Annotated in this window: 22 protein-coding genes and 4 pseudogenes; 17 read left to right on the plus strand and 9 right to left on the minus strand. The window is 61.3% G+C overall.

All coding sequences use genetic code 11. From position 1 onward, the window contains the following. The first annotated feature begins 22 nt into the window (after positions 1-22). The 3 genes and pseudogenes from HZ99_RS25760 (at position 23) to HZ99_RS29685 (ending at position 2252) form a co-directional block, all read left to right on the plus strand. Complete coding sequence (locus HZ99_RS25760) at positions 23-487, plus strand: DUF3859 domain-containing protein (RefSeq protein WP_038447106.1); 465 nt, start codon at positions 23-25, stop codon at positions 485-487. Between the two features lie 139 nt (positions 488-626). Next, a pseudogene (locus HZ99_RS29680) lies at positions 627-1397 on the plus strand (MCP four helix bundle domain-containing protein); the annotation flags it as partial. Further along, positions 1389-2252: a methyl-accepting chemotaxis protein gene (locus HZ99_RS29685; protein ID WP_404942441.1), complete on the plus strand. Its 864-nt coding sequence runs from the start codon at positions 1389-1391 to the stop codon at positions 2250-2252. The pseudogene HZ99_RS29680 and the gene HZ99_RS29685, both read left to right, overlap by 9 nt. A 183-nt stretch (positions 2253-2435) precedes the next feature. Here HZ99_RS29685 and fabB read toward each other — a convergent pair whose 3' ends face one another. The 5 genes from fabB to HZ99_RS25790 form a co-directional block, all read right to left on the minus strand. Further along, entirely contained in the window at positions 2436-3656 is a 1221-nt protein-coding gene (fabB, locus tag HZ99_RS25770; protein ID WP_038447110.1) for a beta-ketoacyl-ACP synthase I, read from the minus strand. An 11-nt stretch (positions 3657-3667) separates the two neighbouring features. Further along, positions 3668-4183 (minus strand): 3-hydroxyacyl-[acyl-carrier-protein] dehydratase FabA, encoded by a 516-nt coding sequence (gene fabA / locus HZ99_RS25775; protein ID WP_010211704.1) that lies wholly within the window; start codon positions 4181-4183, stop codon positions 3668-3670. Positions 4184-4431: 248 nt separating this feature from the next. Continuing rightward, positions 4432-6333, minus strand: a complete 1902-nt coding sequence (locus tag HZ99_RS25780) for an ATP-binding protein (RefSeq protein WP_038447113.1) — start codon at positions 6331-6333, stop codon at positions 4432-4434. Next, positions 6330-7262 (minus strand): ABC transporter substrate-binding protein, encoded by a 933-nt coding sequence (locus tag HZ99_RS25785; RefSeq protein WP_038447115.1) that lies wholly within the window; start codon positions 7260-7262, stop codon positions 6330-6332. The genes HZ99_RS25780 and HZ99_RS25785 overlap by 4 nt, the downstream gene beginning before the upstream one ends. 1 nt (position 7263) lies before the next feature. Next, a complete protein-coding gene (locus HZ99_RS25790; RefSeq protein WP_038447117.1) occupies positions 7264-9384 on the minus strand; it encodes a TonB-dependent receptor plug domain-containing protein in 2121 nt (706 codons plus the stop codon). A 195-nt stretch (positions 9385-9579) separates the two neighbouring features. On the opposite strand from HZ99_RS25790, the gene HZ99_RS25795 reads away from it, so the two are divergent. The 9 genes from HZ99_RS25795 to HZ99_RS25835 all read left to right on the plus strand — a co-directional run bounded on the left by HZ99_RS25795 (position 9580) and on the right by HZ99_RS25835 (position 17581). Beyond that, entirely contained in the window at positions 9580-10605 is a 1026-nt protein-coding gene (locus HZ99_RS25795) for an NAD(P)H-dependent glycerol-3-phosphate dehydrogenase (protein WP_038447119.1), read from the plus strand. Positions 10606-10615: 10 nt separating this feature from the next. Beyond that, entirely contained in the window at positions 10616-10963 is a 348-nt protein-coding gene (locus HZ99_RS25800) for a DUF4389 domain-containing protein (protein WP_038447121.1), read from the plus strand. Continuing rightward, complete coding sequence (gene sixA / locus HZ99_RS25805) at positions 10960-11409, plus strand: phosphohistidine phosphatase SixA (protein WP_038447123.1); 450 nt, start codon at positions 10960-10962, stop codon at positions 11407-11409. Before HZ99_RS25800 ends, sixA begins: the two co-directional genes overlap by 4 nt. Before the next feature lie 222 nt (positions 11410-11631). Continuing rightward, the gene (locus HZ99_RS25810; protein WP_038447125.1) at positions 11632-13299 is read left to right on the plus strand and encodes an AMP-binding protein; all 1668 of its coding nucleotides are present in this window, start codon (positions 11632-11634) and stop codon (positions 13297-13299) included. A 30-nt stretch (positions 13300-13329) separates the two neighbouring features. Next, complete coding sequence (locus tag HZ99_RS25815; RefSeq protein ID WP_038447128.1) at positions 13330-13773, plus strand: hotdog fold thioesterase; 444 nt, start codon at positions 13330-13332, stop codon at positions 13771-13773. 97 nt (positions 13774-13870) lie between these two features. After that, complete coding sequence (locus HZ99_RS25820; RefSeq protein WP_038447130.1) at positions 13871-14674, plus strand: alpha/beta fold hydrolase; 804 nt, start codon at positions 13871-13873, stop codon at positions 14672-14674. Continuing rightward, positions 14671-15525, plus strand: coding sequence for an alpha/beta hydrolase (locus HZ99_RS25825; RefSeq protein ID WP_038447132.1), 855 nt, complete (start codon positions 14671-14673; stop codon positions 15523-15525). Before HZ99_RS25820 ends, HZ99_RS25825 begins: the two co-directional genes overlap by 4 nt. 102 nt (positions 15526-15627) lie before the next feature. Beyond that, the gene (locus tag HZ99_RS25830; protein ID WP_038447134.1) at positions 15628-16446 is read left to right on the plus strand and encodes a DUF4892 domain-containing protein; all 819 of its coding nucleotides are present in this window, start codon (positions 15628-15630) and stop codon (positions 16444-16446) included. Between the two features lie 73 nt (positions 16447-16519). After that, positions 16520-17581, plus strand: a complete 1062-nt coding sequence (locus tag HZ99_RS25835; RefSeq protein ID WP_038447136.1) for an AI-2E family transporter — start codon at positions 16520-16522, stop codon at positions 17579-17581. 79 nt (positions 17582-17660) lie between these two features. Here HZ99_RS25835 and HZ99_RS25840 read toward each other — a convergent pair. Both HZ99_RS25840 and HZ99_RS29330 read right to left on the minus strand, forming a co-directional pair. Then, positions 17661-18011, minus strand: a pseudogene (locus HZ99_RS25840) (sensor histidine kinase); the annotation flags it as partial. Positions 18012-18019: 8 nt separating this feature from the next. Then, positions 18020-18190: pseudogene (locus HZ99_RS29330) on the minus strand (DNA-binding response regulator); the annotation flags it as partial. Between the two features lie 199 nt (positions 18191-18389). Between HZ99_RS29330 and pyrF the strand changes: the two are divergent. Beyond that, entirely contained in the window at positions 18390-19088 is a 699-nt protein-coding gene (gene pyrF / locus HZ99_RS25850) for an orotidine-5'-phosphate decarboxylase (RefSeq protein WP_038447139.1), read from the plus strand. 119 nt (positions 19089-19207) lie between these two features. On the opposite strand, the gene HZ99_RS25855 is transcribed toward pyrF, so the two are convergent. Beyond that, on the minus strand, positions 19208-20215 hold the full coding sequence (locus HZ99_RS25855) for an NADP-dependent oxidoreductase (RefSeq protein WP_038447141.1): 1008 nt from the start codon (positions 20213-20215) through the stop codon (positions 19208-19210). A gap of 225 nt (positions 20216-20440) precedes the next feature. On the opposite strand from HZ99_RS25855, the gene HZ99_RS25860 reads away from it, so the two are divergent. From HZ99_RS25860 to HZ99_RS29695, 4 genes and pseudogenes are all read left to right on the plus strand, one after another. Then, on the plus strand, positions 20441-21202 hold the full coding sequence (locus HZ99_RS25860; protein ID WP_038447142.1) for an SDR family oxidoreductase: 762 nt from the start codon (positions 20441-20443) through the stop codon (positions 21200-21202). A gap of 204 nt (positions 21203-21406) precedes the next feature. Further along, on the plus strand, positions 21407-22831 hold the full coding sequence (locus HZ99_RS25865) for a PLP-dependent aminotransferase family protein (RefSeq protein WP_038447144.1): 1425 nt from the start codon (positions 21407-21409) through the stop codon (positions 22829-22831). Between the two features lie 969 nt (positions 22832-23800). Next, positions 23801-24016: pseudogene (locus HZ99_RS29690) on the plus strand (HAMP domain-containing protein); the annotation flags it as partial. Positions 24017-24043: 27 nt separating this feature from the next. Next, positions 24044-24886 carry a methyl-accepting chemotaxis protein gene (locus HZ99_RS29695; protein WP_404942442.1) on the plus strand — a complete coding sequence of 281 codons (843 nt, stop codon included), beginning with the start codon at positions 24044-24046 and terminating at the stop codon, positions 24884-24886. Between the two features lie 96 nt (positions 24887-24982). On the opposite strand, the gene HZ99_RS25875 is transcribed toward HZ99_RS29695, so the two are convergent. Beyond that, entirely contained in the window at positions 24983-25753 is a 771-nt protein-coding gene (locus HZ99_RS25875) for a hypothetical protein (RefSeq protein ID WP_038447148.1), read from the minus strand. Positions 25754-25864 lie beyond the last annotated feature (111 nt).

Below are 25864 nucleotides of genomic sequence, written 5' to 3' on the forward strand. Positions count from 1 at the left end.
CATCTCACTCAAGGAGCCCACTATGCACCTCACCCGTTTAAGCGCCCTGGCGGCATTGATGATGATCAGCGGCTTTGCCTGCGCCGAAGTCCGTATCGAAGGCCCGGTAGAGTTCGGCGTGTTTGAAGGCCCGAAAGCCGAGCTGCAGTCGGGCGAGCGTGTGTTGCGGCGCAGCAACGAACAGATCCAGACCACCACCGTGGTGCCGGCCAAGCTGGGGACCAAGTTCGGCCTGCGTTACCAGTTGCTGGGCAAGGTCGCCGAAGATACGCCGTTGACCTTGCTCTACTTCACCCCAGGCATCCGGACGGCTGATGGCCAGCGGCATGACAAACTTGAAGTGACCCAGAAACTGGTGCCCGGTGCACCTCAGGACGTGATGGCCTACGAGTTCACCGAAAGCTACGAAGTGGTACCGGGCGAATGGCGATTCATGGTGTTTCAGGGGGATCGCCTGCTGACGCAGAAGAGCTTTACTGTGCGCTGAATCGCTACAGTCATGGGGTCGGTAGATAAAGGCGTTTTGATATCGCGTTTTCGTCTTACGCAAAAAGTCGAAGACGCCGATACCTTTCAAGAGCAACCCGCTGCAGGTGGATGCAGCGCTCTTGAAAGGAATCTGAGCAATGAGTATCCGAAGTCTCAATATCGCTCCCCGTGCAGGCCTGGGTTTTGGATTGTTGGCGTTGATGGTGTTTGTGCTGGGCGGGTTCGCCTTGATGCAAATGGCCAATATGCGCGAGCAGTCGGACCAGGTGGAAACCAACTGGCTGCCCAGCGTGATGGCCGTCGGCGAAATGAATCAGGACCTGCTGCGGGTACGGGCCTTGACCTTGCGTCTGTTGGTCAACCGCGATCCACAGGCGGTGGCGCAGAATGAACAGAAAATCCTTGATATCAAAAAGCAGTTGCACAACGCGCAGTCGCTGTACGACGCCCTGATTGTCTTGCCCCAGGAGCGGGTGCTGTTCGACCGTTTCAAGGTCGAGGAGCAGCAATACCTGCAACGCCAGGAGCAGGTCATGGCGTTCTCCCGGCAGAACCAGGTGGAAGAGGCGATCAAGGTGGTCAATGGTGAGATGAATCACCTGGCCGATGCCTTGGCCGGCACCCTGGGCGAGTTGGTCACCCTCAACAAGGTCAGCGCCAACCAGGCGGCCATGCTTGCCCAGCAAGTGTTCAGTCAATCCCGGATCTGGGTGATCGGCATGATCGGCGTGACCGCGCTGATCACCATCGGCCTGGCGGTGCTGTTGACCCGCAGCATCGTGCTGCCGCTGGCGCAGTCGGTGAGGGTCGCCCAGGGGGTGGCCAGTGGCGACTTGACCGGTGAGATTGCCGTCAGCGGCAAGGACGAGCCAGCACGCCTGCAGCAGGCGCTCAAGAGCATGCAGGAAAACCTGCGTGAAACAATCCGGCGCATTTCCGACTCATCCAACCAGCTGGCTTCCGCTTCCGAGGAGCTCAGTTGTGTCACCGAAGACGCCACCCGTGGCCTGCACCAGCAAAGCCAGGAAATCGAACAGGCCGCCACGGCAGTCAATCAGATGACTGTTGCGGTGGAGGAAGTGGCCAGTAATGCCGTGGCCACTTCCCAGGCTTCGCGCGAATCCGATCGAATTGCCCAACAAGGGCGCGAGCAGGTGCATCAGACGGTACTGTCGATTGAGTCACTGGCCGACGACGTGACCGCCAATGCCACCCAGGTCGAGGACCTGGCGCAGAAGGTGTACGGCATCAGCAAGGTATTGGATGTGATCCGTGCGATTGCCGAGCAGACCAATCTATTGGCGCTGAATGCCGCAATCGAGGCGGCGCGGGCCGGCGAGGCCGGGCGGGGTTTTGCGGTGGTCGCCGATGAGGTGCGGGCACTGGCCCACCGTACCCAGCAATCGACCCGGGAGATCGAGCAGATGATCGGCGGGATTCAGCAGGGTACCGATCAGGCGGTCAGTTCCATGCAACAGAGCAACGGCCGGGCGCGTGCGACCCTGGACATTGCCAAGTCAGCGGGCACCGCGCTGGAGGAGATTGCTTCGGCGTTCACCCTGATCAACGAGCGCAACCTGGTGATCGCCAGCGCTTCGGAACAGCAGGCGGCGGTGGCGCGGGAGGTGGATCGCAACTTGATGAATATTCGCGACCTGGCGATGCAGACATCGGCGGGAGCCAATCAGACCAGCGCCGCGAGCCAGGAGCTGTCGCGGTTGGCGGTGGATCTGAACACCATGGTGGCGCGGTTTTCGGTGTAGGGCTTTAAACCGGGTTGAGCCCATCGCAGGCAAGCCAGCTCCCACATTGATCGTATTCCAACGCGGTCAAATGTGGGAGCTGGCTTGCCTGCGATGAAGGCGACACGGTCTAGCGTTAACCCCGCCCAATAAAAAACGCCCCGAACCAGTCGGGGCGTTTTCACATGCACAACCTGCGGGGTATTACTTACCCTGCCAGCGTTTCAGCACCAAGGTGGCGTTGGTGCCACCAAAGCCAAAGCTGTTGCTCATGACCGTGTTGATGGTGGCATCTTCACGGGTCTTGGTCAGGATCGGCATATCAGCAACAGCAGGGTCCAGCTCTTCGATGTTGGCCGAACCCGCCATGAAGTTGCCTTCCATCATCAGCAGGCAGTAGATCGCCTCGTGAACGCCTGCGGCGCCCAGGGAGTGACCCGACAAGCTCTTGGTAGAGCTGATGGCCGGGGCCTTGTCGCCGAATACCGCGCGTACGCCTTCCATTTCCTTGGAATCGCCCACCGGAGTGGAGGTGCCGTGGGTGTTCAGGTAGTCGATTGGCGTATCAACGGTGGCCATGGCCATCTGCATGCAGCGGATGGCACCTTCGCCGCTTGGCGCGACCATGTCGTAGCCGTCGGACGTCGCGCCGTAGCCGACGATTTCCGCGTAGATCTTCGCACCACGGGCCAGGGCGTGCTCCAGTTCCTCGACTACTACCATGCCGCCACCGCCGGCGATGACGAAACCGTCACGCTTGGCGTCGTAGGCACGAGAGGCTTTTTCCGGGGTTTCGTTGTACTGGGTGGACAGTGCGCCCATGGCGTCGAACAGGAACGATTGGCTCCAATGTTCTTCTTCACCGCCACCGGCGAAGACGATGTCTTGCTTGCCCAACTGAATCTGCTCGACCGCAGTACCAATGCAGTGGGCACTGGTGGCGCAGGCAGAGGAGATCGAGTAGTTCACGCCCTTGATCTGGAACGGAGTGGCCAGGCACGCGGAAACGGTGCTGCCCATGGTCCGCGTGACGCGGTACGGGCCAACGCGCTTGACGCCTTTCTCGCGCAGGATGTCCAGCGCTTCCATCTGGTTCAAGGTCGACGCGCCGCCGGAACCGGCGATCAGGCCGGTGCGCACGTTGGACACCTGGTCTTCGCTCAGGCCTGAGTCGGCGATTGCGTCTTTCATGGCCAGGTAGGCATAAGCAGCTGCGTGGCCAACGAAGCGATAGATCTTGCGATCGATCAGTTCTTCGAGGGGGAGGTCGATGGAGCCGGAAACCTGGCTACGCAGACCCATTTCGGCATATTCCGGGTTGAAGCGGATGCCAGGGCGACTTGCACGCAGGTTAGCGGAGACGGTCTCTTTGTCATTGCCCAGGCACGAAACGATGCCCAGACCAGTGATAACGACGCGGCGCATGCGGATAACCCTTAAAAGTTGTCAGTGGAAGTGAACACGCCGACGCGAAGGCCTTCGGCGGTGTAGATCTCGCGACCGTCGACGCTCACCGAACCATCGGCGATGGCCAGGTTCAGCTTGCCCTTGAGGACGCGCTTGATCTGAATGTTGTAGGTGACTTTCTTGGCGGTCGGCAGGACCTGGCCAAAGAACTTCACTTCGCCCGAACCCAGGGCGCGACCGCGGCCAGGCAAGCCTTGCCAACCGAGGAAGAAACCGACCAGTTGCCACATGGCATCAAGGCCCAGGCAGCCCGGCATGACCGGGTCACCTTCGAAATGGCAGGCGAAGAACCAGAGGTCCGGGGTGATATCCAGCTCGGCGACCAATTCACCTTTGCCGTACTTGCCACCCTCTTCGCTGATATGGGTGATGCGATCCACCATCAGCATGTTCGGGGCGGGCAGTTGCGCGTTACCTGGGCCGAACAGCTCACCGCGACTGCAGCGCAGCAGGTCTTCCCGGGTAAAGGCGTTTTGTTTGGTCATGCGAGCTCCTCAATAATCCCATGCGGCAGGGCCGGGCAAATCTTCCCGACCGACTGAAGCGTGCTTGCCTCATGTCGGCAGCCTACAGGTAGACTATTGCGTTGTAGTGAAAGTCACAGCATCAAGGACATGAATGTACACTTGTGCACTGAAATTTTAAACCGGACTCTTTTACAGGCCCGCTCGGGTGCCTAAGACTGCCGCACTTTCGTCTTTCACGCCAGTCGCAGTTGGCTGATGGTGCCCATCTAATGCACCCAGCGCTGTAGGATTTTTTGCAAATCCGTGCGTTTGAACGGCTTGGCCAGGTAATCGTTCATTCCAGCGGTCAGGCATGCCTCGCGATCGCCCTGTAGTGCATTGGCCGTCAGGGCAATGATCGGCAGGTCAGCGCAGCCAGGCAGTTGGCGGATCTGGCGGGTGGCTTCATAGCCGTCGATCACCGGCAGCCGGCAATCCATCAGGATCGCCGTGAAAATCAGGCTTTCGGCACTGCGAATCGCTTCGGCGCCATCGGTGGCAATGCTCACCTCAAACCCCAGGCTGCGCAGCATGGCTTCGACCACGGTGCGGTTGACCGGGTTGTCCTCCACCAGCAACACATTGCGGCCTTCACCGGCACTGGCTTTGTGCTGGGTGGGGGCGGCGATCTGCGGCAGGCTCTGTTGGTAGATCGCCAGGGGGATTTCCAGGGTGAATACCGACCCCAGCCCTTCCTCGCTCTGGGCGCGCAAAGTGCCGCCCATGCGTTCGGCCAGGGTGCGGGCAATCGGCAGGCCCAGGCCGGTGCCGCCGTAACGCCTGGAGATCGAGCTGTCAGCCTGCTGAAAGGCATCGAACATCAGTTCCAGGCGTTCGGCCGTGATGCCAATCCCGGTGTCGCGTACGGTGCAGGTGAACCAGAGCAATTCATGGTCCAGGGCTTGCCAGTTGGGCTCGACGCTGACCGTACCCTGCTCGGTGAATTTCAGCGCATTGCCGATCAGGTTCACCAGGATCTGGCGGATCCGCGTCGGGTCTCCCTGGACACGCAACGCGTCCATTCCCGGCGGGATCGGCAACTCCAGGACCAGCCCGCGTTGTATGGCGCTGTGCTGGAAGGCCTGGGCGCAGCTGTTGATCAGGTCCACCAGGTTGAACGGAATATGTTCAAGCTCCAGGGCCGAGCGTTCGATACGCGAGAAGTCGAGGATATCGTTGATGACTTTGAGCAGGTGTTCGGTGGATTCCGAGGCCAGTGCGGCGTATTCGGTCTGCTCATCGGTCATGGACGTGGTTTCGAGCAGTTGCAGCATGCCCAGTACACCATTCATCGGTGTGCGCAGTTCGTGGCTCATCATCGCCAGGAAGTCAGACTTGGCGCTGTTGGCGCGCTCGGCCTCTTCCCGCGTCTGGATCAATTGGGCCATTGCCTGCTGCTGTTCGCGGCTGGCGTGGTGCAAGCCTTCGGCAAGGTTGTTGATATGCCGTGACAGGTCGCCCAGTTCGGAGTCGTCGACAATCGGCAGTGGGGTCTTGTAGTCACCCTGCTGGATTGCCTTGACCGCATGGCCCATGGCGCTGATCGGTTGCGACAGGCTGGCGGCCAGGCGCCGCGCCAGCAGGAAGGTAAAGAGCAAGGCAAACAGCGCGAGAATCGCGGCCTTGAACAGGATCTCCTGTTGGCGCTGGCTGAAGGCGTCATTGGACATGCCGACGATCACCCGCCCCAGATAGTCGGCCCGGGGTGCCTTGGGCTGGGCAGTACTGTCCTGGAAAAAGTCGTTGCCCAACTGGATATGCTGCAGGCGTATCGGTGCCTGGAAGATCTTTACCGACAGCGAGCGGTCATGCTTTTCCGACGGCTGCTCGACATACACCAGAATATTTTCCGCGCTGTCCTGGATTTCCAGGAAGCGTACATGGGGCGTGGCCAGGGTCGCCCGCAGCAGGCTGTCGAGCACGTCGTTGTTGCCGGAGATCACCCCGTACTCGGTGGCCGGGGCCAGTTGGTTGGCGATCAGTTGACCGGTGTGGTCCAGTTCCTGGCGCAGATCCTGGATCCGCACGAAGGTAAAGAAGCTGATCAGCAGCAACGTCAGTAACAGGGCCGGGCCCAGGGTGATGATCTGGGTGCGGGTGTTGATGTCCCAGCGGCGACGCAAGGTCATGGGTGTTTCTCCCCTTCGGCCAATCGGGTCGCGACAGCGGTCTCGTCCACCTGTTCGATCCCCAGCGAGCGCGCCACTTGCGGGTTGCCCACGACTTTGAAGTATTCCGGGTACAACGTGCGCGGCCAACTGGCCGGCGGGCGATCGAGCAGGCGGCCAAGCACATCCAGCCAGTCGGCCTGGTCACTGTAGGTACTTGCCAGGCTGCCGGCCCGTACGAAGCCGGCGTTGGGCCCGATCAGCGGCAATTGCCTGGCGTAGCTGCTCAACAGCAGGTTTTTCACGGTCTTGGGGTTGTACAGCTGGGGGTCATCCAACCCCAGCAACACGTCGCTGTTTTTAAACAAGCTGAGCAATGGGCGACTGTCGTTAATGTTGCTCCAGTGCTGGGCGACGATTTCCAGGCCCAGGGCCGCGGCATGCTCGCGCAGTTCCGGTAGCAGGAATTCGCTGGCGCTGGCGTACAGCACGCCAATGCGCTGGGCCTGGGGCAGGATATTGGCGATCAGGCGCAGTTGCCGGTCCAGCGGAGGGTCGCTCCACAGCAGGCTGATCCTGCCGGGCACATGGTTGCCCAGGCGTTCGCGGGCTTGCAGGCGGCTGATGCGCAGCACCAGCGTGGCCGGGCCCTGGGGCTCTTGCAGGCGCCAGTCGAGACTGGGCAGGTCCAGCAGGATCAGACGGGTACTGCTCGGCAGTTGGCCGGGCACGGGCATGGCTTCCAGCGCCTTGAAGGTGACGCTATCGGCGGGACGTTGCTCGCGCAGGGCCTGGACGAAGGCCTGCACGCCCGGGCCATCCTCGGCGGCAGTTAGCAGGATTTCGGCGCTCCAGGCGGGCAGGGGCAGTGCCAGGCTGGCGAGCAGCAGGCAACCGCGCCAGAACCTGGCACTGAAGAGGGCGGTCATCCTTGACTGGGCAGGGTTCATGTCAGAACTCTAACTCCGCACTGAAGTAGAGCACATGGCGCTGGTCGTAGTTATTGTCGATCTGGGTGGTGGGCTGGCTGTCGAGGCGTTGTTGCAGCATGCCGGCCAACTCCAGATTGGCCTTGCCCAGGGCGATGCGCTTGGCGACTCGCATGTCGACCCGTTCAAAGCGATATTGGTTGAGTGCATCGTTGCCATAGTAGAACAGCGCGCTGGACCAGCCTTGCCCCCATTCGCGCATCCAGCCGGCCGAGCCGCTGTTGCGCGCGGTCTGTTGCCGGTCCAGCTCGTTGCTGGCGTCGGCATCCACATAAGCATAGGTCAGGCGCAGGCGGTCGGCGTTGTTCAGGTGCCAGTCCAACTGGGTCTCGGTACCGGTAAACCGCGAACTGTTGCTGTTGCTGGCGATGTACTGGTTGTTGCGCAATGGCTCGCTGATCATGCCGGTGATTTCGTCATAGAACAGCTTGATGTCGAGGTTTAGCCCGATATCGGCGAAAAAGCCGTTGTAGCCCAGTTCCCTGGAGCGCATCAGCTCCTTGTCGAGATCACCTGGGCCGCGGGTCTTGACGAAATACTGGCCGGAGTTCTGCCCGTAGGTGGGGGAACTGAGGTTGGTGACCCGGTAACTCCAGTTCACATTGTTCTCGAACATGTCCGGCGAGCGGATGGCTTCGGAATACACCGCCCGCAGCCCGTGACGCGGATTGATCAGATAGTTGACCGCAACCCTGGGTGTGAGCGAATTGCCACTCAGGTCGGTGTTTTCGTACATCGCCCCGCCCTGCAGCAGCCAGTGTTCGCTGGCGCGCCATTCCAGATGGCCGAACAGGCGCCAGGTGGTGTCATCCAGCCGGCCATTGAAGTAGGTGTCGGAGTCGGCGCGGTCGTAGCGGTAATTCATACCGCTGACCAGGCGCAGGCTGTCGGACAGGCTCAGGGTGTCCTGCACTTCCAGGTCGTAGCGGCTTTCCTTGGTGCTTTGGTCGATGTTGCCGCAGACACTCTCTTTGCCGCCGCTGTTCCATTGTTTCAGGACTTCTTCAGCCAGTGCCTGTTCTGCGGCGGAGCCTTGTGGAGGGCTGCCGTTTTCATAGTCCTGCATGTGCCGCGCCAACTTTTCAGCGTAGTTGGGGTTCATTTGCCACAGTTGGGTCAATTGCGGGCTGAACGAGACCTTGGCGTCACAGGCTTTCCAGATCTGCCGACGATCCCATTGCTGAGCCGAACCCTGGATATACAGGCTGTGGTCGGGATTGAAATCGAAGTTCCAGCGCAGGGAGGCGGCGTAGTCCTTGGCGGTGACGTCTGAATCGGTTCCACCATCGGTAATCCCGGCAAATACCGGCTTGTAGGTATAAGGCCGCTGGTTGGTGCCTTCCTTGGCGTTCAGCTGCCAGTCGATGCTCTGCTGCTGGTTGAGCGTCTGGCTGACCGCCAGGCTGAAGCGGCTCAGGCGCCGGCTATCGCGGTAATCGGCGCCCACCCGGTCGCTGTCAAAACCATCATCCTGTTGCCCGGACAGCGACAGTCGCAGGTTGCCGGTATCCCAGCCCAGGCCATGGCTGGCATACCAATCGTTGATGCCGCGCTCGCCCCGGGTCATTTTCATCCGCGTGCCCTGGCTGTTGGCCGGCGAGCGGGTAAGGATATTGACCACTGCCATCAGCGCGTTGGCGCCGTAGCTGACCGTATTGGGGCCACGGAACACTTCGATCCGCTCGATATCCTCCATGGCTACCGGAATATCGCTCCAATCCACGGTGGCCAGGCCTGCGCGGTACACCGAGCGACCGTCGATCAGCACCTGCATGCGCCGCGCTTCGCTGGCGTTGGTGCCGTGATAGTTGACGGCGGCCTGGTTGCCTGAGGTGTAGCCCACCATCATCCCCGGTACCAGGCGCAGTAACTCGGCGATATCCCGCGCACCGCTGGCCTTGATCAATTCGCTGTCGATCACCGTCATGCTGCCAGGCACGGCGGCGGCCGACTGCTTGAGACGGGTCGCTGTGAGGACCTGAGGCAGCGGCTGGTTGTCGAGGAACAGATCGTCGGCCAGCAACGGCGTACTGACCAACAGCGCCAGAAACAGAGATGAACGAGGAGGAGGGCCCAAATACACGGCACGGCCTTGATAATTACGGATAGCCGCCCATGTTAACTGAGGCTGGGGCTTTTGCCAGTCGGCACCCTCGCAATTACTGTGGTCTATTCGGCCATTTTCCGACAATCGCGGGAAATGACAGAAGGGCTGGCCGCCGTCAGGCCGGCCCGTATAATGCCGCCATCGCCACTGGTATGGATTAACGGATTGCATATGACTGAACAGCGCCCAATTGCGGTCCTGGGAGGCGGAAGTTTTGGTACCGCCGTGGCTAATCTGCTGGCTGAAAACGGTCATCAGGTGCGTCAGTGGATGCGCGATCCCGAACAGGCCGAGGCCATCCGGGTCAACCGCGAAAATCCTCGCTACCTCAAGGGCATCAAGGTTCATGCGGCGGTCGCGCCGGTCACGGACCTGCAGGCCACCCTGGATGACTGCGACCTGTGCTTTGTCGCGTTGCCTTCCAGCGCCCTGCGTTCGGTGCTGGCGCCCCATGCCGAGCGGTTGGCGGGCAAGATGCTGGTCAGCCTGACCAAAGGCATCGAGGCCCAGACCTTCAAGCTGATGAGCGAAATTCTCGAAGAAATCGCGCCCCAAGCCCGGATCGGCGTGCTTTCCGGGCCGAACCTGGCGCGGGAAGTGGCCGAGCACGCCTTGACCGCGACCGTGGTTGCCAGTGAAGACGAGTCCTTGTGCGAGCACGTGCAAGCGGTACTGCATGGCCGGACCTTTCGCGTCTACGCCAGTGCCGACCGCTTTGGCGTGGAACTGGGCGGCGCGCTGAAAAACGTCTACGCCATCATCGCTGGCATGGCGGTGGCCCTGGGCATGGGGGAAAACACCAAGAGCATGTTGATCACCCGCGCGCTGGCGGAAATGACCCGCTTTGCTGTCAACCAGGGGGCCAACCCCATGACGTTCCTCGGCCTGGCCGGGGTGGGCGACCTGATCGTCACCTGTTCGTCACCGAAAAGCCGCAACTACCAGGTGGGCTTTGCCCTGGGCCAGGGTCTGAGCCTGGAGGAGGCCGTGACGCGCCTGGGTGAAGTGGCCGAAGGGGTCAATACCCTTAAAGTGCTGAAGGCCAAGGCCCAGGAAACCGGGGTCTATATGCCGTTGGTCGCCGGCCTGCATGCGATCCTGTTTGAAGGGCGCACCTTGAACCAGGTCATCGAGTTGCTGATGCGTGCCGAGCCCAAGACCGATGTCGATTTTATTTCCACCAGTGGTTTCAACTGAGGAACGCGCGATGAACGATCCGAAAACAGCACCCAAGTATGAATCCATTGTCCTGCGCATCCTGTGGATGCTGGTGTTTGCCCTGGTATGGCAAGTGGCGCAGTTCATCCTCGGGGCGTTGGTGGTGGTGCAGTTGATCTACCGCCTGATCTACGGTGCACCGAACCTGGGCCTGATGAACTTTGGCGACAGCCTCAGCCAGTTCCTCGCGCAGATTGGCCGTTTTGGCAGTTTCCACAGCGAGCAGAAGCCCTGGCCCTTCGCCGATTGGCCCACCCCGCGCGCGCCGGAGGGCGAGGCCGCCCACAGCGTGCCGCCAGCCCCGCACCCGGTGCGCGATGAAGAGCCCAAGCTATGAAGCTGTGGGTGTTGCGCCACGGTGAAGCCGAGTCCCATGCGCCCAGTGATGCCCAGCGCAACCTGACCGAGCGCGGCCGCGAAGAAGTGCTGCACAGCGCCGCACACCTGATCGGCCAGCCTATCAGCGCGATCATCGCCAGCCCTTACGTGCGGGCGCAACAGACGGCACAGTTGGTGAGCGAGGCATTGGGGTTCGTGCCAGAGGTCCGCACCGTGCCGTGGCTGACGCCGGACGGCAACCCCCTGCACGTGCTGGAAAAACTCGACACCGATGACAATGTGCTGCTGGTCAGCCATCAACCCCTGGTGGGTAACCTGATCAGTTTTCTGCAGCACGGGCACCAGCGCCAGCCGCAACCCATGCACACCGCCAGCCTGGCAGAGCTGGAAGGGGACTTTCCGCTGGCGGGTCTGATGAGCCTCAATAGCATCAAAAATCCCTGATTTTTCAGGCACAACACAATCAACGGTGGGAGCGGGCTTGCTCGCGAATACGGTGTATCAGTCAATGAATATATTGGCTGACACTGCGCATTCGCGAGCAAGCCCGCTCCCACACTTATTCGTGTTGTGTCAGCAAGGAACTTGCAGTGCTCCTTTGTGCATGGAATAGTCAACCAAGCAAGTGCTTGGTTGGCTACCGTCGAAACACACAGGAGCGCCCCCATGTCTGTCGCTTTTCGTTTGCCGCTGCAGGTCTTCTTTGAACGTGAGGCGCGCCACCCGCGCCAGCACTTCCTGGTCCAGCCCATGGGCGGCGGCGAGGTGCAGACCCTTACCTGGGGCGAGGTCGGTCACCAGGCCCGCTGCGCTGCCCGATGGCTGCGCGCGCGGGAGCTGCCCCAGGGCTCGCACATTGCCCTGATCTCGAAAAACTGCGCGCACTGGATCATCGCCGACCTGGCGATCTGGATGGCCGGGCATGTTTCGGTCCCGCTGTATCCCAACCTCACCGCCGACACCGTGGCCCATGTGCTGGAGCACTCCGAGGCAGCGCTGGTGTTTATCGGCAAACTCGACGACTGGCCGGCCATGGCCCCGGGCATCAAGGCTGGGCTATCGACGATCAGCCTGCCGCTATGCCCCGAGGGCGAGTTCGATTTCACCTGGGCCGATCTGCAAGCCTGCCCGTCGATCCAGGATGACCCCGCGCCGGCGCTCACGGACTTGGCCACCATCATCTACACCTCAGGTACCACCGGCTTGCCCAAAGGTGTGATGCACACCTTCGGCGGCCTGGGGTTTGCGGCGACCCGTGGCACCGAGCTGTTCGGCTTGGGCGAGGGCGATCGCCTGCTGTCCTACCTGCCACTGTGCCATGTGGCCGAGCGCATGTTTGTCGAGCTGGCCTCGATCTACACCGGGCAAACGGTGTTTTTTGCTGAAAGCCTCGATACCTTCCTCACCGACCTGCAGCGCGCCCGGCCCACGGCCTTGTTCGGCGTGCCGCGGATCTGGACCAAGTTCCAGATGGGGGTGTACGGCAAAATCCCGGAAAAACGCCTCGAGCTGTTGCTGCGCCTGCCATTCATCGGCAAGCGTGTTGGCCGCAAGGTCCTCGCGGGGCTCGGGCTGGACGCGGTGCGGGTGGCCCTGTCTGGTGCTGCGCCGGTGCCCGAGGCGCTACTGCGCTGGTACCTGCGCCTGGGCCTGGATGTGCTGGAGGTGTATGGCATGACTGAAAGTTGTGGCTACTCCCATGTCTGTCGTCCCGGCCAGCAGAAAATCGGCTGGATTGGCCTGCCATGTCCAGACGTGGAGGTGCGCATCGATCCGGCTGGCGAAGTCCAGGTGCGCAGCGGCGCGACCATGCTCGGTTACTTCAAGGACCCGCAGAAGACCGCCGAGACCCTCACCGAAGACGGCTTCCTGCGTACCGGTGACAAGGGCGAGCAGGATGCCGAAGGCCGCTTGCGCCTGACCGGGCGCCTCAAGGAAATCTTCAAGACCAGCAAGGGCAAGTACGTCGCCCCGGCGCCCATCGAAAACCGCCTGGCGGTACACGGGCGCATCGAACAGGTATGCGTGGTCGGCGATGGCCTCAGCGCGCCGATGGGCTTGTGCGTGCTGTCTGCGGTGGGCTTGCAGGAGGCTGCGGGCGAGGCCCGGCAATCATTGCACGGCAGCCTGGAACGCCTGCTGGAAGAGGTCAACCAGGTGCTGGATAAACATGAGCGCTTGCGCCAACTGGTGGTAGTGAAAGACAGTTGGGCCGTGGAAAACGGCTTTCTGACACCGACCCTGAAGATCAAGCGCAATGTCATCGAGTCAACCTACGGCCCACAGCTCCAGGCCTGGAGCGCGCGCTCCGAGGTGGTGTTGTGGCAGGATTGAGCATTCAATAAAACCAAGAAGGACACTGCAATGAGCCTGTGGCGCACCGTTCCCGACATCGAGCAAATCAATGCCAGACAGAAAAACACCATTGGTGAAGTGCTGGATATTCGCTTTGAGGGCTTCGACGACGAGTCCCTGACCGCCAGCATGGTGGTCGACCATCGCACCCATCAACCTTATGGGCTGCTGCACGGCGGCGCCTCAGTGGTACTGGCTGAGACGGTGGGCTCCGTGGCCAGCTACTTGTGCATCGACCCCAGCAAGTTCTATTGCGTGGGCCTGGAAATCAACGCCAACCACTTGCGCGGTGTGCGTTCCGGGCGGGTGACGGCGGTGGCCCGGGCAATCCATATCGGGCGCACCACCCATGTCTGGGACATCCGCCTGACCAGCGACGAGGGCAAGGCCAGTTGTGTATCGCGCCTGACCATGGCCGTGGTGCCCTTGGGCGAAAACCCGCCGGCGCGATAGGCGTGGCGTGAGTGTCATCATTCCTGGCAGTTACAGTCATTGCTGTAACGGCCGGGCATGGGGACAATCCCTTCCTGTTTTGAATGATGAGCTGGCTATGTCGCAACATGTGTTTTTCACTCATGCCAATGGCTTCCCTTCGGCGACCTACGGCAAGTTATTCGATGCCCTGGCGCCGGAGTACACGGTGGCGCATCTGTCGCAGCACGGCCACGACCCACGGTTTCCGGTGGATGACAATTGGCAGAACCTGGTGGATGAACTGATCCACCACCTGGAGCAGCAGCCGCAGCCCGTGTGGGGCGTCGGCCACTCACTGGGCGGGGTGTTGCATTTACACGCGGCCCTGCGTTGCCCGCAGTTGTATCGCGGGGTGGTGATGCTCGACTCGCCGGTGCTGACCCTTGCCGACCGCTGGGTGATCCGTGCGGCCAAGCGCTTTGGCCTGATCGACCGCCTGACCCCCGCCGGCCGCACCCTGGGCCGGCGCGAAGAATTTTCCGACCTGGACGCCGCCCGCCAGTACTTTTCCGGCAAGACGCTGTTTCGCGGGTTTGACCCGGAATGTCTGGAGGCGTACCTGCAACATGGTTTGCAGCAGGTCGGTGATCGCCTGCGCCTGCGGTTCGATCCGGCCACTGAAATCAGCATCTACCGGGGCGTGCCGCACACCAGCCCCGGCCAGACCCGCCAATTGAAAGTGCCACTGGCGGTGGTGCGCGGTCGGCAGAGCCGGGTAGTGATGCGCCATCATGCCAGTGGCGTCGCGCGCCTGCCCATGGGCGAGATGCTGACCATGCCCGGCGGCCACATGTTTCCCCTTGAGCGCCCGCAGGACACGGCGGCCCTGATCAAGAACCTGTTTACCCGCTGGGAAGCCCGTGAGCGCAGTTGCGCATGACCATGCCTGTCGAAGAAGTGCGTCTGAGCTTGCCGCATATCGAGCTGGCGGCCCACCTGTTCGGGCCGGAAGACGGCCTGCCGGTGATTGCCCTGCATGGCTGGCTGGATAACGCCAACAGCTTCGCGCGCCTGGCACCCAAGCTGCAGGGCTTGCGCATTGTTGCCCTGGACATGGCCGGTCACGGCCACTCGGCCCACCGCCCGGCTGGCGCAGGTTATGCGGTATGGGACTACGTGTTTGATGTGTTGCAAGTGGCCGAACAACTTGGCTGGAAACGTTTTGCATTACTTGGCCATTCCCTTGGTGCGATTGTCTCCACCGTGCTGGCCGGGGCCTTGCCGGAGCGTGTGACGCACCTGGGGTTGATCGACGGCGTGATCCCGCCGACCGCCACCGGCGAGAATGCCGCCGAGCGCCTGGGCATGGCCTTGCAGGCGCAAATCAGCCTGCAAGACAAGCGCAAGCCGGTGTACGGCACCCTCGACCGAGCGGTGGAAGCGCGGATGAAAGGCGTGGTGGCGGTCAGTCGTGAAGCGGCGCAGCTCCTGGCCCAGCGCGGCTTGATGCCGGTGCCGGGTGGCTACACCTGGCGCAGCGACAGTCGGCTGACCCTGGCTTCGCCGATGCGCCTGACGGAAGAGCAGGCCATGGCTTTCGTGCGCCGAGTGGCATGCCCTACACAGTTGGTGGTCGCGCAAGAGGGCATGTTGGCCAAGCATCCCGAGCTGCTTTCGCAGCTTCCTTTCACTGTAACCACCCTTGCAGGTGGCCATCATTTGCACCTGAATGACGAGTCGGGAGCGGCTCTTGTTGCAGACTGTTTCAATCGGTTCTTCACCGCGCCTTGACTTGGCGGGGGCAACTGTCGAGGCTGGGCGGATTGAAAGGGAGTCAACCATGAACAATCCGAATACCGCGAAGGCATCCACCGGCCAAGGCGCACCGATCCGATGAGCAGTGCCAAGGGAGTTATCCGTGTGCTTGGGCTGTGCTGCATCAGCCCGTTGGTTTTTGCTGCTGATCTGCCGGGAAGCCAGGACCTGCCCAGCGTGGCCCGTCAGGTGGATGCGCAGATTGTCGACTACCGTCCCGCCGAAGAAAAAGAACGCATCTACCCCATGGGCGCGATCCGCAAGATCAGCGGCCAGTTGCGCTACGAAGGCCAGGCCACGGCGCGTGGCCAAGTGACCGCCATCACCTATGAACTGCCCGCCGAGCACACTTCCAGCGCAGCCTTCAAGGCTACCCGCGAGGCGTTGCAAGAGCAGGGCGCGCAGTTGCTGTTCTGGTGCCAGGCCCGTGATTGCGGCGAAAGCAGTCTCTGGGCCAACGAAGTACTGGGCAACGCCAAGCTGGTCGGCGCCGATGGTCAGCAGGAGTTCCTGTTGTTGCGCCTGGCCGCTCCCCAGGACAACTCCCTGGTGGCGCTGTACGGCATCACCCGTGGCAATCGCCGGGCTTACCTGCATGTCGAGCAAATGGACGCCAGCGCACCACTGGGGCAATTGCTGCCGACTTCGGCCACGCTGCTGCGCGAATTGAAAAGCACCGGCGACCTGGATTTCCCCTTGTTGGGCGCTGAGCCTGACACAACGTGGTTGACCCTGATTTCCCGTGGGTTGAACCTCGATACCACCTTGCGGGTCAGTTTGAGCGGACCCAACGCTGAAGCCTGGCGCCAGGGCCTGATCGACAAGGGCGTGCGTGCGGCGCGTTTGGAAACCGTCACTGGCGAGGCCAAGGGCCTGCACCTGCAAGTGATCCGCTGATCGTTTCTGGGCGAACGGACCCGCGCCGTTCGCCTACGCTCTCCCTCAACAAGACTTCTTTTCGAGAAACCACATGCTTAACAATGATCGCCTGCTGGTGCAGATCCTGCTCCTGGTGCTGTTTGGTGCCAGTTTCTGGGTGATGGCGCCATTCTGGTCGGCGCTGTTCTGGGGCGCGGTGCTGGCGTTTGCCAGTTGGCCACTGATGCGCCTGTTGACCCGCGCCCTGGGTGGCCGCGAGTCCCTGGCGGCGGGAATCCTGACCTTGGGCTGGATGTTACTGGTGGCGGTGCCGCTGGTGTGGCTGGGCTTCAACCTGGCCGACCATGTGCGCGACGCCGTGACGCTGATCAAGGATATCCAGGTCGATGGCCTGCCCGAAGCGCCGGACTGGCTGGGTTCCATCCCGTTCGTGGGGGAGCGGCTGGTAGGCATGTGGGACAGTATCGACCAGCAGGGCGCGGCCTTGATGGTCACGCTAAAACCTTACCTGGGGCAGGTCGGCAACTGGTTGCTGGCCCGTAGTGCACAGATCGGCGGCGGCATCCTGGAACTGACCCTGAGCCTGGTGTTTGTGTTCTTTTTTTACCGCGACGGGCCGCGCCTGGCGATGTTCGTCCACCGCTTGCTGGAGCGCTTGATCGGTGAGCGTGCCGGGTACTACATCGACCTGGTGGCCGGTACCGTACAGCGGGTGGTCAACGGTGTGATTGGCACCGCCGCGGCCCAGGCACTGTTGGCACTGATTGGCTTCTTGATCGCCGGCGTGCCCGGGGCGCTGGTGCTGGGGATCGTTACCTTCCTGCTGAGCCTGATCCCCATGGGGCCGCCGCTGGTCTGGATCCCGGCCACAGCCTGGCTGGTCTGGAAGGGCGATTACACCTACGCGGTGTTTCTTGGTGTCTGGGGCACATTCATCATCAGCGGTGTGGACAACGTACTTAAACCCTACCTGATCAGCCGCGGCGGCAACCTGCCGCTGGTGATCGTGTTGCTGGGGGTGTTTGGCGGGTTGATTGCGTTTGGCTTTATCGGCTTGTTTATCGGGCCGACGTTGCTGGCAGTGGCGTATAGCCTGTTAACCGATTGGAGTGCGAGCCAGGCGCAGGTTCGCCGCGAAGACAGGACAGGCTAATTCGTTGTTGTAGGAGCCGGCTTTGAGCTTGCGGTGAACTTGAAGTCGCTATCGCCGGCAAGCCGGCTCCTACAAGGGGCTAATCCCTGGGCAGCCACATTTTCGCCGTTAACCCAGCACCTGCTGATTCCTCCAGATGTAATTGGCCGCCCAACCGCTTCACCGCCTCCTTGGCAATGGTCATTCCCAACCCCACGCCACCAGAGTTGCGGTTGCGCGAGCCTTCAAGGCGAAAAAACGGCTCGAACACCGCCTCACGCTGTTCGGCTGCAATCCCCGGCCCATGGCCGATCACCCGGATCACTAATGCCTGGGTGCTGTCCCGCAGTTCAAGGCGCGCCGTGCCGGCGTAGCGCAGGGCGTTGTCGATCAAGTTGTTCAGGCACGAACGCAAGGCCATGGGCTGCACTTGCAACGGAGCACTTTGGCCCAGGCACTCAGCAATTCGCGGATCGGTACATCATCGTCGACGATCAGTGCGCGGGTGTTCCAGCGCTTGTCCTCGGAGGCGAGTTCATGGGGCAGGGCGAAAGGGGGAGGTATGGTGCGATCATCTGCCTGGTTGGCCGCCAGGCCCTGGGGCGGCGGCGGGGTCATTGCGTTGAGCATAGGCACTGTGTGGGCGCGCAGGAGACGTTACGCCCGGAGCATGTTGCAGGCGTGTCGCAAATGTATCGGCTTTGAAATATTAGCCCGTTCTCCCCGTTAAATAAGCGCTTGCCGAGGATTTACCGATCATCGGATCCCGCAAAGCTGCTGCTTGCGCTACAATCCGCGCCGATTTCGACTTGCCTGAGAGCCCATTCCAATGTCCGTCTGCCAGACTCCTATCATCGTCGCCCTGGATTACCCCACCCGTGACGCCGCACTGAAGCTGGCTGACCAGTTGGACCCCAAGCTCTGCCGGGTCAAGGTCGGCAAGGAATTGTTCACCAGCTGTGCCGCAGAAATCGTCGGCACCCTGCGTGACAAAGGCTTCGAGGTGTTCCTCGACCTGAAATTCCATGACATCCCCAATACCACGGCGATGGCGGTCAAGGCTGCAGCCGAGATGGGCGTATGGATGGTCAATGTCCACTGTTCCGGCGGCCTGCGCATGATGGCTGCGTGCCGTGAGGTGTTGGAGCAACGCAGCGGTCCCAAGCCGTTGCTGATCGGTGTGACCGTGCTGACCAGCATGGAGCGCGAAGACCTGGCCGGCATTGGCCTGGATATCGAGCCCCAGGAGCAGGTGCTGCGTCTGGCGGCCCTGGCGCAGAAGGCTGGTCTCGATGGCCTGGTCTGCTCGGCGCTGGAAGCCCAGGCATTGAAGACCGCCCATCCGGCGCTGCAATTGGTGACTCCGGGGATTCGTCCGGCAGGCAGCGCCCAGGACGACCAGCGCCGTATCCTCACGCCGCGCCAGGCGCTGGATGCGGGTTCTGATTACCTGGTGATTGGTCGCCCGATCAGCCAGGCGGCCGATCCGGCCAAGGCCTTGGCGGCGGTAGTCGCCGAAATCGCCTGATGCCCTTGCGCTAACCCTGTAGGCGCTGGCTTGCCGGCGATAGCATCACCTCGCGATGCCTGTAGAACCGAGGTGTCTGTATCGCAGGCAAGCCAGCTCCTACATTGGTTTGTGCTGTGTCAGTTGACCTTCAGCACCAACTTGCCGAAGTTCTCGCCGTTGAACAGCTTCATCAGCGTCTCCGGGAACGTTTCCAGGCCTTCGACAATATCTTCCTTGCTCTTGAGCTTGCCCTGGGCCATCCAGCCGGCCATTTCCTGCCCGGCGGCGGCAAAATTCGCCGCATGATCCATCACCACAAACCCTTCCATGCGCGCCCGATTGACCAGCAGTGACAAGTAGTTGGCCGGGCCCTTCACGGCTTCCTTGTTGTTGTACTGACTGATAGCCCCGCAAATCACCACCCGCGCCTTCAACGCCAGGCGGCTAAGTACGGCGTCGAGGATGTCGCCGCCCACGTTATCGAAATAGACGTCCACGCCGGTCGGGCATTCGCGCTTGAGAGCGGCCGGCACGTCTTCGTTCTTGTAGTCAATGGCCGCATCGAACCCCAGCTCGTCTACCAGAAACTTGCACTTGTCGGCGCCGCCGGCAATTCCTACCACGCGGCAACCCTTGATCTTGGCAATCTGCCCGGCAATGCTGCCCACCGCACCGGCGGCGCCGGAAATCACCACGGTATCGCCGGCCTTGGGCGCGCCGGTGTCGAGCAGCGCGAAGTAGGCGGTCATGCCGGTCATGCCCAGCGCAGACAGATAACGCGGTAGCGGCGCCAGTTTCGGGTCGACCTTGTAGAACCCGCGCGGCTCGCCGAGGAAGTAGTCCTGCACGCCCAGGGCACCATTGACGTAATCGCCTACGGCGAATTTCGGGTTGCTTGAGGCGATGACTTGGCCTACGCCCAATGCACGCATGACTTCACCGATACCCACCGGCGGGATGTAGGACTTGCCTTCATTCATCCAGCCACGCATGGCCGGGTCGAGGGACAGGTATTCGTTGCGCACCAGCACCTGGCCGTCCGCCAGGTTGCCCACTGGTACTTGCTGATAGGTAAAGGTGTCCCGCGTGGCCGCACCGACCGGGCGTTTGGCAAGCAGGAATTGGCGGTTGGAATGGGCACTCATGGCAAGGACTCTGGGTAAATGAGCCTCAAGTGATAGACCCTCCAGGCGACTGGGGCAAGCTTGGCCGATCACTGCGAATGCCCGTCGATAGGTTGGCTTGATAGTGGGCATGGCAGCCTTATCACTGCCACGCATGGGTGTCCAACCGGCCCTCTGATAGTGCTGACGCGCGACGCCGGGCCCTGGCTATGCTGGGCCCACGGGCATTCATCCAAGGATATAAGCATGAGCATGACGTTTTCCGGCCAGGTCGCCCTGGTCACCGGTGCCGCCAACGGTATTGGCCGCGCTACGGCACTGGCATTCGCCGGTGAAGGCTTGAAGGTAGTGGTCGCCGACCTCGATGTGACGGGCGGTGAGGGCACGGTCGCGTTGATCCGCGAGGCAGGCGGCGAAGCTGTGTTCGTGGGCTGTAACGTGACCCTGGAGGCGGACGTACAACAACTGATGCAGCAGGTGTTGAAGCACTATGGTCGCCTGGACTATGCGTTCAACAATGCTGGCATCGAGATTGAACAGGGCAAGCTGGCCGACGGTACCCTGGATGAGTTCGACGCCATCATGGGTGTCAACGTCAAGGGCGTGTGGTTGTGCATGAAGTATCAGTTGCCGTTGCTGTTGGCCCAGGGCGGTGGGGCGATCGTCAATACGGCGTCGGTAGCCGGGCTGGGAGCCGCGCCGAAGATGAGTATTTATGCAGCGTCCAAGCATGCGGTGATTGGCCTGACCAAATCGGCGGCCATCGAGTACGCGAAAAAGAAAATCCGCGTCAACGCGGTGTGCCCGGCGGTGATCGATACGGACATGTTCCGCCGGGCCTATGAAGCGGACCCGCGCAAGGCTGAGTTTGCCGCTGCCATGCATCCGGTCGGGCGCATTGGCACGGTCGCGGAAATCGCCAGCGCGGTGCTGTATTTGTGCAGCGATGGTGCAGCATTCACCACTGGTCATGCATTGGCCGTGGATGGTGGTGCGACGGCTATCTAGGACCTGCTGCCGTCATTGCTGAGAAAGTGATTTCAAGCGCTGTGGGGCATTTCCGTAGGTGGCAAGATGCCCTGGATCATTGTGTTTCAATAGGTAAATAATTCAATAAAATCAATTATTTAATAAATTTATGATCGAGGTGATCCTGGCCTTCTGTGCTTAACTGTTTTGAGTTAAATGCCAAACAGTTGAAGGGGGTGGCTCATGGATTTAGGGATCAATCGACAAGCCCTTGTACCGGTGGTTCAGCAAATTGTCAGCGCGATTGCCGCATGGATTCGGGAGAGTGGGGTCAGCCCGGGAACGCGCTTGCCTTCCATTCGGCAACTGGCCCATGACAACCTGCTCAGTCAATCGAGTGTGGTCGAGGCCCTGGAGCGCATGGTGGCCGAAGGGCTGTTAGCCTCAAGGGCGGGCTCGGGTTTTGTGATCGCTGTCCAGCCTGTGGCCGGCAGCCTATTGGCTGAGTGCCAGTGGTACGAAGGCGCGGAGCGCAAATGGGGAGACTTTACCGACAACCAGTTGGGAGAGTTGAAGCTGGGGTGCGGTTGGCTGCCTGATACCTGGCGTGAAAGTGATGACATCAGCTACGCAATCCGCGAAATCAGCCGCACGGATACCGCTGGGGTCTTCAACTACAGCACGCCCTTGGGGTTGCCGGCGCTGCGTGAGCAATTGCACAAGCGCCTCATGCAGATCCAGGTGGCCAGCAGTGCCGAGCGGATCCTCACCACCCACGGGGCCAGCCATGCCCAGGATCTGCTGATCCGGAGCTTGCTCAAGGCCGGCGATACGGTGGTGGTTGAAACCCCTGGCTACGGCAACCTTTATCGTCAGTTGACCTTCCACGGCGTCACGTTGCTGGAGGTCCCGAGGACCCGCAGCGGCCCGGATATTCAAGCGCTGGAAACGCTGCTGGCCAGCCACCGGCCCAAGTGCCTGTTCATCAACAGCCTCTACCACAACCCGACGGGTAGCAGTCTCTCGCGGGAGGTGGCCGAACGGCTGTTGCATTTGGCTCGCACCCGAGACTTCCTGATTGTCGAGGAGGATGTCTACGGCGACCTGCAACACGCCTCTTGTGTCCGTCTGGCGGCGTTGGCCCATGATGACCGGGTGATCTATATCTCGAGCTTTTCCAAGACTCTGAGCAGTGCCCTGCGGGTGGGCTATCTCACCGCCAGCACGGCACTCGTCAGCCAGGTGCTCAAGCTCAAGATCTTGACCGGGATGGGGACCTCACGCTTTGCCGAAGCGATGGTGGCCTGCCTGCTGGCCAACGGCACCTACCGTAAATGGGTACAACGTCTGCGCCGACGGTTGGGTACGGAGATGGCGAAGACCTTGCAGGTGCTGGAGGACGAGGAGTGGGAGGTGTTTACGGTACCTGCAGGTGGCATGTTTGTTTGGGCGCGCCCGCGGACAGGGGATGGTTCAAGGCTGCACGCAAGAGCCCGACAGCTTGGGGTCTTGCTGTCTTCAGGGGAGCTGTTCAGCCCGACTGGCGAGCACGCCGACTGGCTACGGATCAATGTGGCGTATGCCTGCGATTATCGGGCCCTGGCGTTGTTCAAGGCCATGGGGCCTGCAGGATCGACCTCCACCATTCTGAAAACGACGGGTGTGTAGCTTTTTGCCATTATTGTGGCGCCAACGTCTTGTGTCACGGGGCCTGGGGTTGCGAATCTCGTTGCATGGGAACCCGGCTTGCTGGCATTCGCCACGCCACGAGGACTTTGCGCAATGATTTGGGCCGTGCAACGACGATTTGCCAACCTTGGGCTGGCCAGGAAGCTGGCGTTGGGGTTTGCCTTGGTATTGCTGTTGACCGCCTTGGTAGCGGCGATTGGCGTGTGGTCCCTGCAAACCGTTGGCCAGCGTTTTGCGGGGCTCAAGGGCACGTCCTCGCTCAATGAGGGGCTGCTGAACGTGCGCTTGATCGAGCAGGCGTATGCATTGCGCACCGATGCCAAATCGGTAGAGGCCCTGCATGAACGGGTGGATAGCCTGGTGGCCGAAGCCCTGGCGCTCAATATGACCGAGGTCGAGCAGGCGCTGAATGCCTATCGCAAGGCGTTTGATGAGTTTGTCGAGCTCACCCAGGCCAAGGACCTGGCGCTGGAAATGGCCAGTTGGTCGGTGTCCAGTGTCGCCAATAACCTTGATGTATTGCAGGCCGGCCTGGCCGACGACGGGGTTTATGGCCTCAAGGAAAGCCAGGGTAAGGAGGGGGCTGAATTTGTCGAGCAGGCCGGGCAGGTGGGGCAGGTCTCCCGGCTGATGTTGCAGGCCATGAACGAAGCGCGGGTACGCCTCGACCAGAGCCGCAAGGGCGATGAGGACAGTACCGGGCAAGGCCGCATCGAACAGGCTGACCAGGCACTGGCCCAGGCCGAACAACTGAAGACCCAGGTCAAGGATCCAGGCTATCAGACCGTGCTCAATGAAGTGGTCGGGCATATCGGCGCCTTCAGCGACAAGCTCACCGAATACACCGGCCTGCTGGCCCAGGAGAAGATTGTCTACCAGCAGTTGCATGAGCGGGCGGCGCAGGTGGTGTCGCAGGTTAACCAGGCCTATGCCGCGCAGGACCGGTCGATGCAGGTGCAGTTGGCCAAGAGCAGCCTGTTGATCATTGTTTCCTCGGCCCTGGCCTTGTTGGTCGGGGTGATTGCCGCGTGGCTGATTACCCGCTTGATCGTCATGCCGTTGCGCAGTGTGATTGCAGTGGCCCGGCAGATAGCCGCCGGCGATCTGCGTGGGCGGATGGACGTGAGTCGACAGGACGAAATGGGCCAATTGATGCAGGCGATGCAGCAGATGGGCAGCGGGCTGGGTAGCATGGTCAGCGGACTGCAGGCGGGGATAGAGCAATTGGCCAGCTCGGCCCAGTCGTTATCCAGCGTGACCGAGCAGACCAATATCGAAGTCAGCAGGCAGAAAGAAGAAACCGAGCAGGTCGCCACCGCCATGAATCAGATGGCGGCTACGGTGCATGACGTGGCGCGCAATGCCGAACAAGCAGCACACGCGGCGCAGACTGCCGATAGTAAGGTCGACAGCGGCCAGCAGGTGGTGCGCCAGAGCTTGCAGCGTATCGAACTGCTGGCCAGTTCGGCGACATCCGCCAGTACCAGCATCGAGAGCCTGAGCGCCGAAATCCAGAACATCGGCAGTGTGTTGGAAGTGATCAAAAGCGTTGCCGAGCAGACCAATCTGTTAGCGCTCAACGCGGCCATCGAAGCCGCACGGGCCGGCGAGCAAGGGCGCGGCTTTGCCGTGGTGGCCGATGAAGTGCGCGCCCTGGCCAGGCGCACCCAGCGATCGACGGAGGAAATCGAGCGCTTGGTCAGCACCCTGCATAGTGCTGCGCACTCTTCAGTGCGGGATATCCAGCACAGTGGTGAGTTAGTGAAGCTGGCGGTCAGTGATGCCCTGGAAACCGAAAGTGCCTTGGGCAGCATCGCTGAGGCTGTCTCGCTGATCCAGCAGATGAACCAACAGATTGCGGCGGCGGCCGAGGAGCAGAGCTCAGTGGCCGAGGAGATCAACCGTAGCGTCACCGGCATTCGTGCGAGCGCCGATCAATCGGCGCTCAGCATGCAGGGTAACGCCGCGTCGAGTATCGAGTTGGCGCAACTGGGCGCGCAGCTCAAGGGGATGGTGGGGCATTTTCGCCTGTGACCAACAGGTAGCGCCTACAGCCCGCCTGACGTGGCAGTGTTGGCAGATACATCGTCATCGCCCGCGAGCCGGCGATGACGGATTGGTATGAGGCGGTCAATCGTAAATGACTTTCTTTTTCCATTCGGCATCGGCGTCATCGGCTTTCAAGCCTTCGGTCAGTTCATTGACCTCTTCTGCGGTTTGCTGGCTATTGGTCAGCACCATGGAGTTGGCGCGTGCCAATTGTTTCTCCAGCAGTTGCAAGTGCTGGCTGTAGGTTGCTGGCTCCGGCTGCTTGCGCAGGTACTGAACGCCGCGTTCAAACGCCAGGCGCGCCTGGCCGGGTTGGGACTGCTGTAAAGCGTGCTGGCCCAGGTTGTTGAAGAACTCGATGTGCAGCAACACCAACAGGTGACGGATTTCGCGGATCCAGTGCTTGGCCTCATTGGTGGGCAAAAAGCCGTCCTGAGCCGCGCGGGTGACCTGACCGTGCAGGGCTTCCAACAAAAAGCGCACATCCTTGGCCTTGGCTTCGGTCTGGATCGGCCCCGGGGGATTGTTCACCGGGATCGATTCGCCCTGGCCCACCAGCGCTTCGAGCTCGGCAATACGTGCCTTGATGGTTGCACTGGATTTATTGAGGTGGAGCATGCGTTGGTTGACGTTCAGTTCCAGGCGGGTTAGCAGCAGCTTGAGCTGTGGCGTCATCAGCTGGCCGGGGAACGTCTCGGTGATCTCGCCACAGCGGCGCAGTCGATCATTGAGCTCAATCTGGGCCCGGGCTTTTTCCAGTTTGTTGTTTTCCACCACGTGGTTCATGTAGCCAATGGCGATCAGTATTACAATCCCGGCTATTACCAGCAGGGTGATCATGAGTGGTGTCACCGGTGTGACCTCTTTATGGGATGTGCGTTGAAGTGTAGTGATTGGCGCATGCGGCGGATAGGACTCTTCGACGAGATGAGTCAGTGCTTTCGCCTATATAATAGAGGCGTC

Origin of the sequence: Pseudomonas fluorescens (assembly GCF_000730425.1) — a bacterium.
Taxonomy (GTDB): Bacteria; Pseudomonadota; Gammaproteobacteria; order Pseudomonadales; family Pseudomonadaceae; genus Aquipseudomonas; species Aquipseudomonas fluorescens_X.